The following is a 15,290-nucleotide window of genomic DNA, read 5'->3' as shown; positions in this document are numbered from 1 at the left end:
CATATTATTGCCGAGCAACGTCAATATGGCAAATTTATGTGAGATGCATAGGCCGGCGTCAGAACAGGTTCCGCTGCAAGGTCGTCAGGCTGTGGAAGTCGTCGCCCAGGAAGGGCAGGATGGCGTCGGCGACCGGTTGCAGCTGGCGCGTGACGTAGTGGTCGTAATCGATGCGCGAGCGCTGCGTTTCCAGCGGTTCGGGCCCGGCCAGGGTCATCACATAGCGAATCGGCCCGCCGCGCTGGTATTGCAGCGGGCGGCCGTGCAGGCGGTTGAAGTCGTCGGCCAGGCGCGCCGCGCGCACCGGCGGCGGGGCGGCGCCCTGGTATTCGTCGAGCGGCCGGCGGATGCGCTTGCGGTACACCAGCAGCTCGTCGAAGTCGCCGCGCAGGGTGCTCTCGACGTATTCGCGCACGTACTCGCGGTATGGTTCGCGCTTGAAGATGCGCAGGTACAGCGCCTGCTGGAACTGCTGCGCGAGCGGCGTCCAGTCGCTGCGCACCGTCTCGAGGCCCTTGAACACCATCTCTTCGCCGCCGCCGGCCTGGCCGGTCAAGCCGGCGTAGCGCTTCTTGCTGCCTTCTTCCGAATTGCGGATGTTCGGCATCAGGAAGCGCCGGTAGTGGGTTTCGTATTGCAGTTCGAGGGCGCTGGGCAGGCCGAATTCCTGTTGCAGGTGCTCGCCCCACCAGGCGTTGACGTGGGCGACCAGCGCGCGCCCGATCTCGCCGGCCTGTGCGTCGTCGTGCGCGCCGCCCAGCCACACGAAGGTCGAATCGGTGTCGCCGTAGATCACCTGGTGGCCGCGTTCCTCGATCAGTTCGCGCGTGCGGTGCATGATCTCTTGCCCGCGCAGGGTGATCGAGGACGCCAGGCGCGGGTCGAAGAAGCGGCAGTGGTCCGCGCCCAGCACGCCGTAGAAGGAATTCATGATGATCTTGAGCGCCTGCGACAGCGGCTTGTTCCGTTCGCGCTTGGCCGCCTCGCGGCCCTCGGCGATCTGGCTGACGATGGCCGGCAGGCAGTGCTTGTCGCGCGAAAAGCGCGCGCCGCGAAAGCCCGGCACGGTGCCATCGCTCTCGCCTTGCAAGCCTTCGACCAGGCCGACCGGGTCGATCAGGAAGGTGCGGATGATCGACGGGTACAGGCTTTTGTAATCGAGCACAATGACCGAATCGTACAGGCCCGAACGCGAATCCATGACGTAGCCGCCAGGGCTGTTTTCGCCGGCGATATCGCCCTGGTTGGGCGCCACGTAACCGTGGCGGTGCATGCGCGGCAGGTACAGGTGCTCGAAGGCGGCCACCGAGCCGCCGCCGCTGCGGTCGACCGCCAGCCCGGTCACGCTGGCGCGTTCAAGCAGGAAGGGCAGCAGTTCGGTCTTGTCGAAAATGCGGGTGACCAGTTCGCAGTCCTTCAGGTTGTAGTGCGCCAGCGCCGGCTTGTCTTCGTTGAAGCGGCGCTCGATTTCGGCCATGCGCTGGTAGGGATTGTCGATCGCCTTGCCTTCTCCCAGCAAGGTGCGGCTGACGTTTTCGAGGCTGTACGAGGAAAAACTCCAGGTGGCCGACTTGAGCGCGTCGATGCCGTCGATGATCAGGCGCCCGGCCGCGCCGGCGAAAAAGTGCTGGCGCGTGCTGTGCTCGCGCCACTCCATCGGGCTGCCGTCGCGACCGAGGCGCAGCGGCACGCCGCAGCGCTCGGCGTGCTTTTGCAGCACGCGCAGGTCGAACTGCACCACGTTCCAGCCGATGATGGCGTCCGGGTCGTGCGTGGCCAGCCATGCGTTGAGGCGTTCGAGCATCTGCGCATGGCTGTCGCAGTACTCGAGCGCGAAGTCGAGCGGGGTATCCGGGCCGTTGGGCGGCCCGAGCATGACCACCTGGCGCTGGCCGCAGCCTTCGAGCGCGATCGAATACAGGTCGCCGCGCGCGGTCGTTTCGATGTCGAGCGAGGCCAGTTTGAGGCGCGGCCGGTAGCCGGACGCCGGCTTCAACGGGCTGTCGGGCGCGTCGTGGAACAGCACCGGCGCGGTGATGAAGCGCTCCATCAGGTAACGCTCGGGCGGGCGGATGTCGGCCTCGTAGACGTCGATGCCGTACTCGCGCAGGCGCTTCGCTTGCCGGGTCAACTGGCGGTACTGCTGGCAGTACAGGCCGAACACGGGCCGCTGGCCGAAGTCGCGCAGGGCCAGCGTGCGCAGTTCGCAGCCGCGCTCGCCCTGCAACAGCGCCGCGACCTGCGCGCGCCACTGCTCGGGAATGAAGGCGACCGAGAGCTGCTTGGCGAGGCGGATATGGCGCGGGCCATCGTCGGTGGCAAGCCAGAAGTCGACCTCGGTGCCGGCCGGCGTATCGCGCCAGTGGCGGGTCAGGATAAACCCCTGCTGCGGTTGATTCAAATGACTACCTCGGAAGTGCTGCAAGTGAAGGTGCGCCGGGGAGCGGCGGTTCGTGTATTTTAAGCGATGTCCGCCATGTTGGCTGGCATGAAATGTTGCAACTGTTGAAATGGCGTTGAGTTATGATAGTTGATCGACTATTATCGACCTTTTGCCCATCATCGTTCCTGACGAAACCCCTACTCAATGAAAAGCTACCTGGCCCTCGCCCTCGCTGCTGTTGTCTCCCTCACTGCATGCGACAACAAGATCGAGGCAAACGACAAGAATATCAGCCTCGCTGTTGCGAACTATCTCGACAAGAAGGGTGAACTTTGCCTGGAGTTGACCGAGTGGCCGCTGTCCATTTCGCCCTCCGACATGGAGAACAAAGACGTCATCCCCGACGCGCTGGTCCCAAAAATGGAGGCATTGAAAGCGCTCGGACTGACTGCAGAGGCGCCTGGCGGAAACGATCCGAACGACACCAATCCGTACAAACCGGAAGTCGTGGTCAAGCGTTATGTGCTCACCGACGCCGGGAAAAAGATCTACCGCGAAAAGGAAGTGACCAAATACGATTACAGTAACAAGACCTCGAAGAAGGTCATTGAAGGCGACCTTTGCTATGGTCAAAAGAAGCTCGTCAAAGTGATCAACTGGACCACCCCGGCAAAGGCGGGCAAGTGGCTGTTCGTGAACGTGACGTATGCGTACAAGATTGACAAGGTGGCCGACTGGGCCAAGCGGCCGGAACTTTCGGCGGCCTTCCCCGAGATCGCGGAAAACCTTGCGGAAGCGGGCAAAATGGAGAAGAAAGTCCTGCTCAAATTGAACGAGCAGGGCTGGGACGAATATGACATCGGCTTCGACTGAACCAGGCGCGCCGTGCCGGGCGATGCGATGAGAATGGCTTCGGCGGCCCTGCCGCTGCGCCTGTTGATGGCGGCCGCGCCCTTGCTGCTGGCCGCCTGCGGCACCTTGGGCGCGGCGGCGCAGGCCGAATCCGGCGCCGCCGGCGCGTTCGTCGATGTGTGGGGCCGCTGGGCCGACTCCGGTGGCGACATCGCCGCCGCCGTGACCTGGGAACGCAAGGTGCAGCCCGGCGTGACCGTGGCCGAGATCGAAGATGCGTTCGCCAGCGTGGCGGCGGAAGAAAACCTGAAGATGGTCGGCAGCCTGCCGCTGTCGGCGGAATTGCAGACACGCTCGGGCCAACCGCAACAGTTCCTCAAGGTGTACTCCTATTGCGACCCCGAGACCGCGCGCCTGATGGTCGAGTTCAGCCCGCACATGGCGGCGTTTCTGCCCTGCCGCATCAGCGTGCTGGAAAAAGAAGACGGCCTGTGGATCTACACCATGAACATGGACATGCTCACCATCATGGGGCGCAAGCTGCCGCCCGCGCTCAAGCCGCGCGTCAAGCGCGTGCGCGACGCCGTCTGGAAGATGCTCGAGCGCGGCGCACGCGGCGAATTCTGAGACCTCGTCGAGCAGGACTTGGAACGCCTCACAAAACCGGTCACTTGGCCTAAGAGCAACACCATCGTACAATGAGCCATTGTGACCGGTAGCTTTCGGCCATAACTGGTCATCCGATAGCCAACTGAACCGTTCAACAAGCAAATTGGGACGTGGTAGCAATGATCGTTAAATTTCTTGCTTTTCTGTTGATCCTAGTTGCTGCCTACTTGAGTTGGTGGGCAGTTGAGTATGCAGCACCAGCTTGGTTTCTCGCCGCTGCATTCCCCCTTATTTGCGGCGTCGGCTTAATTTTCCGTCGTCGTTGGGCTAGTTTCCTTTGGTATTCAATTGCCGTTGTCACTAGCGCATGGTGGATCTTTACAATATTGTACATGGCCCTTAATGGATGGCCGGTTCAGAGGGGCGAGGAGACCTTAATTTCCCTGATATCCGGCGCTTTGCTTTTGGTCGTCTGCGTAGGCGGCACGTTGGCTGTTCGAAAGCAGTTTAGGCAAATCGGGCTACTTTGAATCGTGGAGCAGATGTCACCACGCATAATCGGTCAGGCCCCCTTTGCACCCCTGAGAAAGTAGAAATAGATGAAAGTATCAAATTCAATCACCCTGCTGCTGCTCATTTACGTCAATAGTGCAATTGCAGGCGGCGGTCCTTCGTTCGAAAGCTTACGAGCCCAATCGCATAGGGATTCGCGGGTACCAGAAGGCTTGGCTTGGGAGCAAAAGAATGCTGCGGAAGCGGGGGCGAAGCTAACCCCCGTCATTAACGAGTGCCGGAAAACTGCCCCGGAAGGTAAGGAAAATAGCTTCTCTCTGCTGGTGAGTTTGTCAAAACATGGCGTGCCTTTGAAGGTACTCGTTTCGCCTGAAACGAAATTTTCTGAATGTGTGCGGTCGGGTGTCTCGGGCTTCAATTTTTCTGACGCTCCCTGGACAGGCTACTGGTTGGAAATCAATATCGGGAAATGACCAACACGAGCTCGTAAAGTCGCGCGATGCCGAACGGCCACGACTTAAAACAGCGAGCCGACCTCCACCAAGCCTTTCTTTCGCTTGCCTGCTCACTCATCTGTTGGAAGTACGTCGAGAGATTTTGTCAGGCGCTCTTAATCTTCGTTGTTCACGCCCGACGATTCCGGGGCAGCCCCGGTAGCGGCGCGGGCATACAGGAATTTTGCTGCGATGCTGGCCAGCACGGCCAGCGTTCCAATCGTTTCCAACAAAGCGTCGAGCATGATGTTCTCCGTCGTGAGAGGCCCGGCAATGTGCGGCTCATGCATGCCATCGTAGTCGGCCGGCTCCAATCGCGCAATCTGGCAATTCCGGTGCTACACTTCGGCAATTCCGAAAGCACGAGACACACCATGCGCTTCGACCTGACCGATATCCGCGTGTTCCTGAGCGTCGTCGAATGCGGCAGCCTGACCCAGGGCGCGCGCGCCATGCACCTGGCCTTGGCATCGGTCAGCGAACGGATTGCCGGGATGGAGGCGGCGCTCGGTGCGCCTTTGCTCGAACGCAATCGACGCGGGGTGCGTGCCACCGCCGCAGGCGAAGCCTTGGTCCGGCATGGACGTTCGATCGTGGATCAGGTCGAACAGATGCGCGGCGAACTGCGCACGTATGCAACGGGCCTGAAAGGGCGCATCCGGCTGCTGTCGAACACGGCGGCGATGGCGGCATTCCTGCCGCCCCGGCTGTGCCAGTTCCTGGCCGCGCATCCCGACCTGTCGATCGACCTGGAAGATCGTCCCAGCCTGGACAGCGTGCAGGCGCTGGTGGAGCGGCGCGCCGACCTGGGCATCCTCTCGGACGTGACCGATTTCGGCCCCTTGCAGACGCACCTGATCGCCAGCGACCAGCTGGTCGTCATTGCCAGCCGTTCGCATCGGATCGCCGGGCACACGCAGGTGGCCTTTGCCGATATCCTGGGCGAGCCCATCGTGGGCATGGCCGATACCGCCCTCACCATCCACCTGGCCGAACGCGCGGCGCGCCTGGGCCGCCAGCTCGACTACCGGATTGCGTTGCGCAACCCCGAGCATATCGCGATGCAGGTGGAGGCGGGGGTCGGTGTGTCGATCCTGTCCGATGTGCTGGCCCGGACACTGCGCCGCGAGCTCGCCATTGTGCCGCTCTCGGAAGCCTGGGCCACGCGCCAGCTGTACCTCTGCGCACGCGATTTTGCCGCGCTGACCCCGCACGCACAGTTGCTGGCGCGGCAGATGCTGGAAGGCGCAGACTAGTGTTGTTTTCCGCAGTGCAACATCGAAATCGCTTGTGCAATCCCTGCGCATTTGCTTACATGCGTATATCGGCATTTCTTTAGACCTCAAACAAAGCATGGATCCCGACCTCGACAGTGAACAGATGAGCGAAGTGTTCGAAGAAGTATCGAACTATTTTGCGCTGCTGTCCGAGCCGACCCGGCTCAAGATCCTGCACGCGCTGTGCAATGGCGAGCGCACCGTGGGCGCGATTGTCGGCGATATCGCCGCCACCCAGGCGAATGTGTCGCGCCAGCTCAACATGCTGTACCGCGCCCGCATCCTGGGGCGCCGCAAGGAGGGCGCGCAGGTGTATTACCGGATCGAAGACCAGAATACGATCGCCCTGTGCCGCACGGTGTGCAGCCAGATGGCGGAAAAGGTCAAGAGCAGCCGCCGCATGGGGCAGGGCGCGATCCAGGGATTCATGGGCGCGGACGGCTGAGGAAGGCGGACGCACTTCATGTCGAAAGTGCAATATGCTCAATTGGTTATATGAGCATATGGTCATATAAGTAAGTGGTAACGATAGCCGCGTGCGGCGATGTTCAACAAGCAAGCGAGAGGTGGTGGTCATGACGACTCCGATACGCAAAACCGGCCGCGTGCAGGCCGCCCCCGAGCATTTTCTCGACCGCGCGCTGGTCGAGGAGATCAACCGCGCCGGCGTCGACGATGCGCGCCGCGGCTTCCTGCGGCGCAGCTTCCTGGCCGCCGGCGCCGCCATGGGCGCGGGCACGGCGCTGGCGCAGGACAGCGGCGCGGGCGACCCCAACATCCTGATCCTGCCCGCGCATTCGCGCACCCTGGGTAAACCGGTCGCCACCAATCCCTACGGCCAGCCCTCGCAGTACGAGGCCAATCTGCAGCGGCGCGAGTCGCCCGGGCTGACCCGGGTCGGCGCGGCCTCGGTCTCGTTCACGCCCTTGCAGGGGCTGTTCGGCATCATCACGCCGTCCGGCCTGCACTTCGAGCGCCACCATCAGGGCTGGCACGATATCGATCCCACCAAACACCGTTTCATGATCAACGGCCTGGTGAAGAACCCCAAGGTCTACACCATGGACGACCTGATGCGCATGCCGTCGGTGTCGCGCATGCACTTCATCGAGTGCGGCGCGAATACGGCGATGGAGTGGGGCAATGTGGCGGTGCCCTCGGTCCAGTATTCGCACGGCATGCTCAGTTGCAGCGAGTTCACCGGCGTGCCGCTCTCGGTGCTGCTGGAAGACTGCGGTGTCGACAAGCACCGCGCCAAAGTGGTGCTGGCCGAGGGCGCCGACGGCTCCTCGATGACGCGCACCATTTCGCTCGAACGTGCGCTGGACGACGTCATCGTGGCCTGGGCCATGAATGGCGAAATGCTGCGCCCGGAACACGGTTACCCCTTGCGCCTGGTGGTGCCCGGCGTGCAGGGCGTGTCCTGGGTCAAATGGCTGCGCCGCATCGAAGTGGGCGACCAGCCCTACGCCACCAAGGACGAGTCCCTGCACTACATCGACGCCATGCCGGACGGCAGCTTTCGCCAGTACACCTCGATCCAGGAATGCAAGTCGGTGATCACCACGCCCTCGGCCGGCCAGCGTCTGCTCGATACCGGGTATTACAACATCACCGGGCTGGCCTGGTCCGGGCGCGGCAAGATCAAGCGGGTCGATGTCTCGGTCGATGGCGGGCGCAACTGGCGCACGGCGCGCCTGGAAACGCCGCTGCTGTCGAAATGCCTGAGCCGTTTCAATATCGATTGGGACTGGAACGGTGCGCCGGCCGTGCTGCAATCGCGCGCCATCGACGAGACCGGCTACGTGCAGCCGAAAATCAATGAACTGCGCGCGGTGCGTGGCACCCGCTCCATTTATCACAACAATGCAATCCAGTCGTGGCAGCTTGCGCAATCGGGGGAGGTGTCTAATGTCCAGCTTGACTGAAGCGGCGCTTGCGCTGGCCGTGGCGGCGCTGTTCTCCAGCGCCGGCGCCGCCCCGGCCAGTAAACCCGGGCGCAGCGCCACCCCACAGGAAGTGGCTGCCTGGGATATCGATGTGCGTCCCGATTTTGCCGGCCTGCCCAAGGGCTCGGGCAGCGTGCTGGCCGGGCAGGCGGTCTGGGAAGGCAAGTGCGCGTCCTGCCACGGCACCTTCGGCGAGTCGAACGAGGTGTTCACGCCGCTGATCGGCGGCACCACGGCCGAGGATGCCGCGAAAGGCCGGGTCGCCTCGCTCACCAATGGCCGCCAGCCGCACAAGACCACCCTGATGAAAGTGGCGACCGTGTCCACCTTGTGGGACTACATCAACCGCGCCATGCCCTGGACCGCGCCCAAGTCGCTCACCACCGACGAGGTGTATGCGGTGACCGCCTACATGCTCAACATGGGCGAGGTGGTGGCGGACGACTTCGTGCTGTCGGACCAGACCATGGCGCAGGCCCAGCAGCGCATGCCGAACCGGCACGGCATGGTCACCAGCCACGGCTTGTGGGATGTCAAAGGCAAGCCCGACGTCAAGAGCGTGGCGTGCATGAAGAACTGCCCGGTCGACGGCAGCGTGCGCTCGTCCTTGCCGGAAGCGGCGCGCAATGCGCACGGTAACCTGGCCCAGCAGACACGGGGCTTCGGCGCCACCCGTGGCGTCGATACAACACAGCCCGCGCCGACGGCACGCCTGCCAGGCGCTGCGGCGCCGGCAGCGGCGGCCGGCGCACCGGAACCGGCGGCGCTGGCGCTGCTTCAGCAAAACGCCTGCCTGGCCTGCCACGCCGTCGCCAGCAAGCTGGTCGGCCCGAGTTTCAGGGCGGTGCGCGAGAAATACCTGGGCGACAGCAAGGCTGCGACGACCCTGGCCGGCAAGATCAAGCAGGGTAGCGCCGGCGCCTGGGGCGAGGTGCCGATGCCGGCGCAGGGGCATCTCAAGGATGCCGATATTGCCACGATGGTCGTTTGGATTCTGGCAACACCCAAATGAACGGATGTGGCCGGCGACTACCCGGATCGGGTAGTCTTGTTTCAAAGCGTAATCCTGTTCCACGCCACCGGCGCGATATCGTCGCCCCCGCGCAGGCGGGAGGCCAGGTTTGACGCGCTGCCGCTGCGCTACCAGCTTGGTTCCCCGCCTGCGCGGGGACGACGGTGGGGTGGCGTGCGACGCACTACCTTTTATTAACTGGAGAAGATGATGAATCAGAGTCGACGCAAGCTCATGCGCATTACCTCGGTGCTGGGCGCGGCCTTCGCCGCCGGGCTGCTCAAACCGTCCGATGTGTTCGCGGCCGAATGGAGCCAGAAAGTGTTCGACGCCAAAAGCCTGGAGGCGGTGCTCAAGGAGCTCGGCGGCGATAAATTCGTGGTCAGCCCCGACATCTCGATCACCGGCCCGGATATTGCCGAAAACGGTGCCGTGGTGCCGGTCTCGGTCGCCAGCAAAGCGCCCAACACCGATTTCATGGCGATCCTGGTCGAAAAGAACCCGAATACCCTGTCGGCCAGCTTCAACATCCCGCCCGGCACCGAACCGGCCGTCACCACGCGCGTGAAAATGGGCGGCACCTCGAACGTACACGCGCTGGTGCGCGCCGACGGCAAGTGGCTGCTCGCGTCCAAGGAAATCAAGGTCACGCTCGGCGGCTGCGGCGGCTGAGCCGCCGCCCACGCTTCTTTCCCACATCGACAAAGGAAACCATCATGGCTGATCCAATGCGCATCCGCGCCAGCGCCACCGGCGAGCTGGTTGAAGTAAAAATCCTCATGCGGCACGACATGGAAACCGGGCAACGCAAGGATGCGGCCGGCAAGGTCGTCCCCGCCCATTTCATCAAGACCCTGGTGGCCAAGGTCGGCGACAAGGTCGTGTTCGACGCCAGCTTCGGCCCCTCGGTCTCGAAAGATCCCTTCCTGTCGTTCAAGTTCAAGGGCGCGGCCAAGGGCGACAAGGTCAGCGTGACCTGGGTCGACACGGCCGGCGACACCCGCACCGATGAAGGCACGATCACCTGAGTTCCCACGCACAATAACAACAAGGAGACGACCATGATCCACCGGCACAAAGTTGTGCTCGCTTCAGGACTGCTGGCCGCGTTCGGCGCGGCGTTCGCGCAGACGTCCAGCACCGACGAGATTGCGAAGTACCGCCAGATGCTGGCCGACGGCAATCCCGCCGAGCTGTGGGAAATGCGCGGCGAAGAACTGTGGAAGACCAAGACCGGCCCGAACAAGGTGTCGCTGGAGAAATGCGACTTCGGCAAAGGCGCAGGCGTGCTCAAAGGCGCGTACACCGAGCTGCCGCGCTACTTCAAGGACGTCAACAAGGTGATGGACCTGGAACAGCGCCTGGTCCACTGCCGCGTCACCCTGCAGGGCTTGACCCCGGCCGAGGCGGTCAAGACGCCGTTCGGCGCGGCCGGCAAGAAATCCGACATCGAAGCGCTGGTGTCGTACATCACCGGCGAGTCGCGCGGCATGAAGATGGCGGTCTCGACCGCGCACCCGATGGAGCAGCGCGCCTTCGACACCGGCAAGCAACTGTTCTTTTACCGGGGCGGCTCGCACGACTTCGCCTGCGCCACCTGCCACTCGGTGGACGGGCAGCGCATCCGCTTGCAGGAATTGCCGAACATCCTCAATCCCATCAATGCCCAGGCCGCCTACACGACCTGGCCGGCGTACCGGGTTTCGCAGGGGGAAGTGCGCACCATGCAGCACCGCCTGACCGACTGCTTCCGCCAGCAGCGCTTCCCGGAGCCGCTGTACGCCTCCGACGCGCTGACCGCGCTGACGATGTTCCTGGCAAAAAACGCGAACGGCGGCGTGTACGCCGGCCCGGCCTTGAAACGATAGGGGAAAGCACATGACATCAATCGCACGCATCTTCCTGGCGACCTGCGGCGCCGCCACCATCGCCGGCTGCGCCACGGTGGCGGCCGATACCGATTACCGCCAGGCCGCGCTCGCACTGATCCGGCAAGACTTCAAGTCGGCCGGCCCGGCCACGGTGGAACGGGTCGCGGCCCAGGACGAGTCCCAGCAACTGTGCAGCCAGTACCCGCAAACGCGCCCGCCCGAGGTGGCGGCGCGGATCGAGGCGGCGCAACTGGCCGCGGTGAAGCAGCCGGCCGACGGCAAGTATCTCGGCGCATGGAAGGAAGGCGAAAAGATCGCCCAGAACGGGCGCGGCATGCAGTCGTCGGACGCGATCGGCGCGGTCAACGGCGGCAATTGCTACGCCTGCCACCAGATCAGCAAGAAAGAAATTTCGTTCGGCAATATCGGGCCATCCCTGTACCAGTACGGCAAGCTGCGCGGCAACAGCGACGCCATCCTGAAGTACACCTGGAACAAGCTGTACAACGCGCAAGCCTACAGCGCCTGTTCCAACATGCCGCGCTTCGGCCACAATGGCGTGCTGACCGAAGCCCAGCTCAAGGATGTGATGGCGCTGCTGCTCGACCCCGCATCGCCCGTCAACGAGTAAGCAAGGAGGCATCATGGGAATGAACCGGCGCGAATTTGCGCAACTGATGGGCATCGCCGCCGCCGGCGGCATGCTGCTGGGCTCGAAAGCGGCGCTGGGCGCGCCTTCGCCGGGGGCGCTGTACGACCTGGCGCGCTTCGGCAATGTGCATTTCCTGCACTTCACGGATTGCCACGCGCAGCTGAACCCGGTGCATTTTCGCGAGCCAAGCGTCAATCTCGGCATTGGCCAGGCCGCCGGCAAGATGCCGCACCTGGTGGGCGAAGCGTTGCTCAGGCAGGTCAACATCAAACCGAACACGCCGCAGGCGCATGCGTTTACCGCGCTCCATTTCGAGCAGGCCGCGCGCACCTATGGCAAGGTGGGCGGGTTTGCGCACCTGGCCACCCTGGTCAAGCAACTGCGCGCGGGCCGCCCCGGCGCACTCTTGCTCGACGGCGGCGACACCTGGCAAGGCTCGGGCACGGCCCTGTGGACAAAGGGCCAGGACATGGTCGACGCCGGCCTCTTGCTGGGTGTGGACGTGATGACCGCGCACTGGGAAATGACCCTGGGCGACAAGCGCGTGCAAGAAATCGTCGGCAAGGATTTCAAGGGCAAGGTCGATTTCGTGGCGCAGAACGTCAGCACCACCGATTTCGGCGATCCGGTCTTCGCCCCCTACGTGATCAAGGAAATGAACGGCGTGCCGGTGGCCATTATCGGCCAGGCGTTTCCGTACACGCCGATCGCCAATCCACGCTACCTGACGCCCGACTGGAGCTTCGGCATCCAGGAAGAAAACATGCAGAAGATGGTGGACGAGGCGCGCGCCAAGGGCGCCAACGTCGTGGTGGTGCTGTCGCACAACGGCATGGACGTGGACCTGAAAATGGCCTCGCGCGTGCGCGGCATCGACGCCATCCTGGGCGGCCATACGCACGACGGCGTGCCGCAACCGGTGATCGTGGCCAACGGCGGCGGCAAGACCCTGGTGACCAACGCCGGCAGCAACGGCAAGTTCCTCGGCGTGCTCGACTTCGACGTGCGCGGCGGCCAGGTACGCAACTTCCAGTACCGCCTGCTGCCGGTGTTTTCCAACTTCCTGCCGGCCGACAAGGACATGGCCGCGCTGATCAAGAAGGTGCGCGCCCCCTACGAGGCCAAGCTCAACGAAAAGCTGGCCATCACCCAGGGTACCTTGTACCGGCGCGGCAATTTCAACGGCACCTTCGACCAGTTGATCATCGATGCGCTGATGGAGGTCAAGGGCGCCGACATCGCCTTCTCGCCGGGCTTCCGCTGGGGCACCTCCTTGCTTCCCGACAGCCCGATCCTGATGGAACACCTGATGGACCAGACCGCCACAAGCTACTCGTACAGCACCCTGACCGAGATGAGCGGCAGCACCATCAAGACCATCCTCGAAGACGTGGCCGACAACCTGTTCAATCCCGACCCGTACTACCAGCAGGGCGGCGACATGGTGCGGGTGGGCGGCATGAGCTACGCCATCGACCCGAACGCGGCGATGGGGGCGCGCATCAGCGACATGCGCCTGCACGGCAAGCCGCTCGACGCCGGCAAGGCTTACAAGGTGGCCGGCTGGGCCCCGGTGGCCGAGGGCGCCACCGGCGAGCCGGTGTGGGACGTGGTGGCGCAGTGGTTGCGCCAGCAAAAAACCGTCACCCCGCGCAAGCTCAACACCCCGCGCCTGATTGGCATGCAGGGCAATCCGGGCATCATCGCATGAGCGGCCGGGGCGCCGTGATCCGCCTCGCCGCGCTGGCCGGCTGGCTGCGGCGCCAGGCGGCCCTGCTGGCGGTGCTGGCCGTGCTCGGGACCGATACCCTGGCCGCCGGCGCGCCGGCCCTGGCCGCGCCGCGCGACCTGGCGGCCGACGCGGCGCTGGCGGCGCAGCGCGGCCAGCCGCTGCTGCTGCTGTTTTCGCTGCCCGGCTGCGCCTATTGCGACGTGGTGCGCCGCAATTACCTGCTGCCGCTCACACGCGAGGGCGCGGCGCGAGGTCGGCCTGACCGCCACAACGCCCTTCACCGGACCGAACCGGGAAGCGAGCAGCGGCGCCGCGCTGGCCGCCCGCTACCAGGTGCGCATCGCGCCGACCGTGCTGTTGCTGGGCGCCGACGGCGCACTGCTGGCCCCGGCGCTGGTCGGGGGCGACGTGGCCGGCATGTACGGCGCTTACCTCGACCAGGCGCTGGCGCAGGCGCAGCGCAAGATCGCCGGCCAATAGTCATCTTTTGAAAGGACTGCCATGAAATTCGCCATCCCGATTCTCGCCTGCCTGCTGGCGCTGGCCGCCCCGGCGCCGCATGCCGCCACGCCTGCGCGTCCCCAGGTGCTCACGCCAATCAAGGTCTCGCCGCACGTGTACTATTTCCAGGGCCATTCCGGCATGGCGGAGGCCGCCAACCAGGGCTTCATGTCGAACGCGGGCTTCGTGGTCACGCGCGATGGCGTCGTGGTGTTCGACGCGCTCGGCACGCCGGCGCTCGGCCAAGCGATGCTCAAGGCGATCGGCAAGGTGACGGCGCAGCCGGTGCGGCGCGTGATCGTCAGCCATTTCCACGCCGACCATTTCTATGGCTTGCAGGCCTTCAAGGCGCGCGGCGCCCAGGTCTGGGCGCACGAGCGGGGCAGGGAATATCTCGCTTCCGACATGGCGGCCACCCGGCTGGCGCAGCGCAAGGAAGCGCTCGCGCCCTGGGTGAACGACGCCACGCGCCTGACCGGCGCCGACCGCTGGCTCAGTTTTGCCGACGGTAAAAGCATCGCCTTCGAGATGGGCGGCGTGCGCTTCAAGATCATCGACATGAGCGGCGCCCACGCGCCGGACGACATCATGCTGGCTGTCGAGGACGACCAGGTGCTGTTCGCGGGCGACCTGTTCTTCAGCGGCCGCATTCCCTTCGTGGGCGAGGCCGACAGCCGCGTCTGGCTCGAAGCACTCGATCGCATGGTCGCGCTCGCACCGCGGGCCGCCATTCCGGGCCACGGCGAACTGTCGCGTACACCGGCCAGGGATATGGCGCTCACGCGCGACTACCTGACGTTTTTACGCCGCGTGATGGGCGACGCGGTCGCCGAACTGACCTCGTTCGACGAGGCATACGGTAAGATCGACTGGAGCGCGTTCGACAAGTACCCCGCGTTTGCCCAGGCCAACCGCCTCAACGCCTACGGCACCTACCTGCTGATGGAACGGGAAAGCCTGCAGCAGAAGCGATTGCCGGTCGCGCCATCCCCTTGACCGTTTTGACAGGAGTTAGCATGCAATTGTTCCGCACCATGGCCGCCGTGATGGTGGTTGCCGCCGTCGCCGCCGCGCCGGCCAGCGCCATCGCGCGCGAAGAAAAAGTGGTTTATCACGTCACCGACAGCGCCAATGCGATGGGCGCGCTGGGCAATGTGCGCAATCACCTCAACGCCAGCCCGAAAGCGAAGATCGTGGTCGTCACGCACGGCCCCGGCATCGACTTTTTGCTGGAAGACGCCAAGGACAAGAACGGCAACCCCTACGACGCGGTGGTGCAGGAACTGTCGAACCGCAACGTCAAGTTCAGGGTTTGCAACAATACCCTGGAAGCGCGCAAGATCGACCGCAAGCGCGTCTTGCCCGAGGCGACCATCGTGCCGTCCGGCGTGGCCGAAGTGGCGCGCCTGCAAACGCAGGAAGAATACGCCTACATCAAGCCCTGA

At 64.1% G+C, this 15,290-nt stretch carries 17 protein-coding genes; 15 read left to right on the top strand and 2 right to left on the bottom strand.

Annotated features, from left to right (window positions below):
- Positions 1–58 precede the first annotated feature (58 nt).
- The gene (locus F1735_RS13045; RefSeq protein WP_167237328.1) at positions 59–2,401 is read right to left on the bottom strand and encodes a DNA polymerase II; all 2,343 of its coding nucleotides are present in this window, start codon (positions 2,399–2,401) and stop codon (positions 59–61) included.
- A 186-nt stretch (positions 2,402–2,587) separates the two neighbouring features.
- On the opposite strand from F1735_RS13045, the gene F1735_RS13040 reads away from it, so the two are divergent.
- The 3 genes from F1735_RS13040 (at position 2,588) to F1735_RS13030 (ending at position 4,830) form a co-directional block, all read left to right on the top strand.
- Entirely contained in the window at positions 2,588–3,256 is a 669-nt protein-coding gene (locus F1735_RS13040) for a hypothetical protein (protein ID WP_167237327.1), read from the top strand.
- A gap of 27 nt (positions 3,257–3,283) precedes the next feature.
- Entirely contained in the window at positions 3,284–3,862 is a 579-nt protein-coding gene (locus tag F1735_RS13035) for a DUF302 domain-containing protein (protein ID WP_229505746.1), read from the top strand.
- Positions 3,863–4,443: 581 nt separating this feature from the next.
- Positions 4,444–4,830 carry a hypothetical protein gene (locus tag F1735_RS13030; RefSeq protein ID WP_167237326.1) on the top strand — a complete coding sequence of 129 codons (387 nt, stop codon included), beginning with the start codon at positions 4,444–4,446 and terminating at the stop codon, positions 4,828–4,830.
- A gap of 137 nt (positions 4,831–4,967) precedes the next feature.
- Here the strand turns inward: F1735_RS13030 and F1735_RS37435 are convergent, their stop codons facing one another.
- The gene (locus tag F1735_RS37435) at positions 4,968–5,096 is read right to left on the bottom strand and encodes a hypothetical protein (RefSeq protein ID WP_267876663.1); all 129 of its coding nucleotides are present in this window, start codon (positions 5,094–5,096) and stop codon (positions 4,968–4,970) included.
- Between the two features lie 129 nt (positions 5,097–5,225).
- Between F1735_RS37435 and F1735_RS13025 the strand changes: the two genes are divergently transcribed.
- The 12 genes from F1735_RS13025 to F1735_RS12970 all read left to right on the top strand — a co-directional run bounded on the left by F1735_RS13025 (position 5,226) and on the right by F1735_RS12970 (position 15,290).
- The gene (locus F1735_RS13025; RefSeq protein ID WP_167237325.1) at positions 5,226–6,107 is read left to right on the top strand and encodes a LysR family transcriptional regulator; all 882 of its coding nucleotides are present in this window, start codon (positions 5,226–5,228) and stop codon (positions 6,105–6,107) included.
- Positions 6,108–6,204: 97 nt separating this feature from the next.
- Positions 6,205–6,573, top strand: a complete 369-nt coding sequence (locus F1735_RS13020) for an ArsR/SmtB family transcription factor (RefSeq protein ID WP_229476822.1) — start codon at positions 6,205–6,207, stop codon at positions 6,571–6,573.
- Positions 6,574–6,703: 130 nt separating this feature from the next.
- Entirely contained in the window at positions 6,704–8,056 is a 1,353-nt protein-coding gene (soxC, locus tag F1735_RS13015) for a sulfite dehydrogenase (RefSeq protein ID WP_167237324.1), read from the top strand.
- The gene (locus tag F1735_RS13010; RefSeq protein WP_167237323.1) at positions 8,040–9,089 is read left to right on the top strand and encodes a c-type cytochrome; all 1,050 of its coding nucleotides are present in this window, start codon (positions 8,040–8,042) and stop codon (positions 9,087–9,089) included. Before soxC ends, F1735_RS13010 begins: the two co-directional genes overlap by 17 nt.
- Positions 9,090–9,299: 210 nt before the next feature.
- Entirely contained in the window at positions 9,300–9,761 is a 462-nt protein-coding gene (gene soxY, locus F1735_RS13005; RefSeq protein ID WP_167237322.1) for a thiosulfate oxidation carrier protein SoxY, read from the top strand.
- Positions 9,762–9,805: 44 nt separating this feature from the next.
- Entirely contained in the window at positions 9,806–10,117 is a 312-nt protein-coding gene (soxZ, locus tag F1735_RS13000) for a thiosulfate oxidation carrier complex protein SoxZ (RefSeq protein ID WP_166884464.1), read from the top strand.
- A gap of 33 nt (positions 10,118–10,150) precedes the next feature.
- Positions 10,151–10,957, top strand: coding sequence for a sulfur oxidation c-type cytochrome SoxA (soxA, locus tag F1735_RS12995; RefSeq protein WP_167237321.1), 807 nt, complete (start codon positions 10,151–10,153; stop codon positions 10,955–10,957).
- Positions 10,958–10,967: 10 nt separating this feature from the next.
- Positions 10,968–11,591 (top strand): sulfur oxidation c-type cytochrome SoxX, encoded by a 624-nt coding sequence (gene soxX / locus F1735_RS12990; RefSeq protein ID WP_167237320.1) that lies wholly within the window; start codon positions 10,968–10,970, stop codon positions 11,589–11,591.
- A 19-nt stretch (positions 11,592–11,610) separates the two neighbouring features.
- Positions 11,611–13,323 carry a thiosulfohydrolase SoxB gene (soxB, locus tag F1735_RS12985; RefSeq protein WP_167237354.1) on the top strand — a complete coding sequence of 571 codons (1,713 nt, stop codon included), beginning with the start codon at positions 11,611–11,613 and terminating at the stop codon, positions 13,321–13,323.
- Positions 13,320–13,835 carry a hypothetical protein gene (locus F1735_RS12980; protein WP_229505745.1) on the top strand — a complete coding sequence of 172 codons (516 nt, stop codon included), beginning with the start codon at positions 13,320–13,322 and terminating at the stop codon, positions 13,833–13,835. Before soxB ends, F1735_RS12980 begins: the two co-directional genes overlap by 4 nt.
- Before the next feature lie 10 nt (positions 13,836–13,845).
- On the top strand, positions 13,846–14,841 hold the full coding sequence (locus F1735_RS12975; protein WP_167237319.1) for an MBL fold metallo-hydrolase: 996 nt from the start codon (positions 13,846–13,848) through the stop codon (positions 14,839–14,841).
- Positions 14,842–14,861: 20 nt separating this feature from the next.
- Positions 14,862–15,290 (top strand): DsrE family protein, encoded by a 429-nt coding sequence (locus F1735_RS12970; RefSeq protein ID WP_167237318.1) that lies wholly within the window; start codon positions 14,862–14,864, stop codon positions 15,288–15,290.

This window comes from Massilia genomosp. 1 (assembly GCF_011682185.1).
In the GTDB taxonomy this organism is placed as follows: domain Bacteria; phylum Pseudomonadota; class Gammaproteobacteria; order Burkholderiales; family Burkholderiaceae_D; genus Telluria_A; species Telluria_A rubra.
The sequence above is the reverse complement of the archived record's forward strand: the minus strand, read 5'-3'. Positions and strand labels throughout refer to the sequence as shown.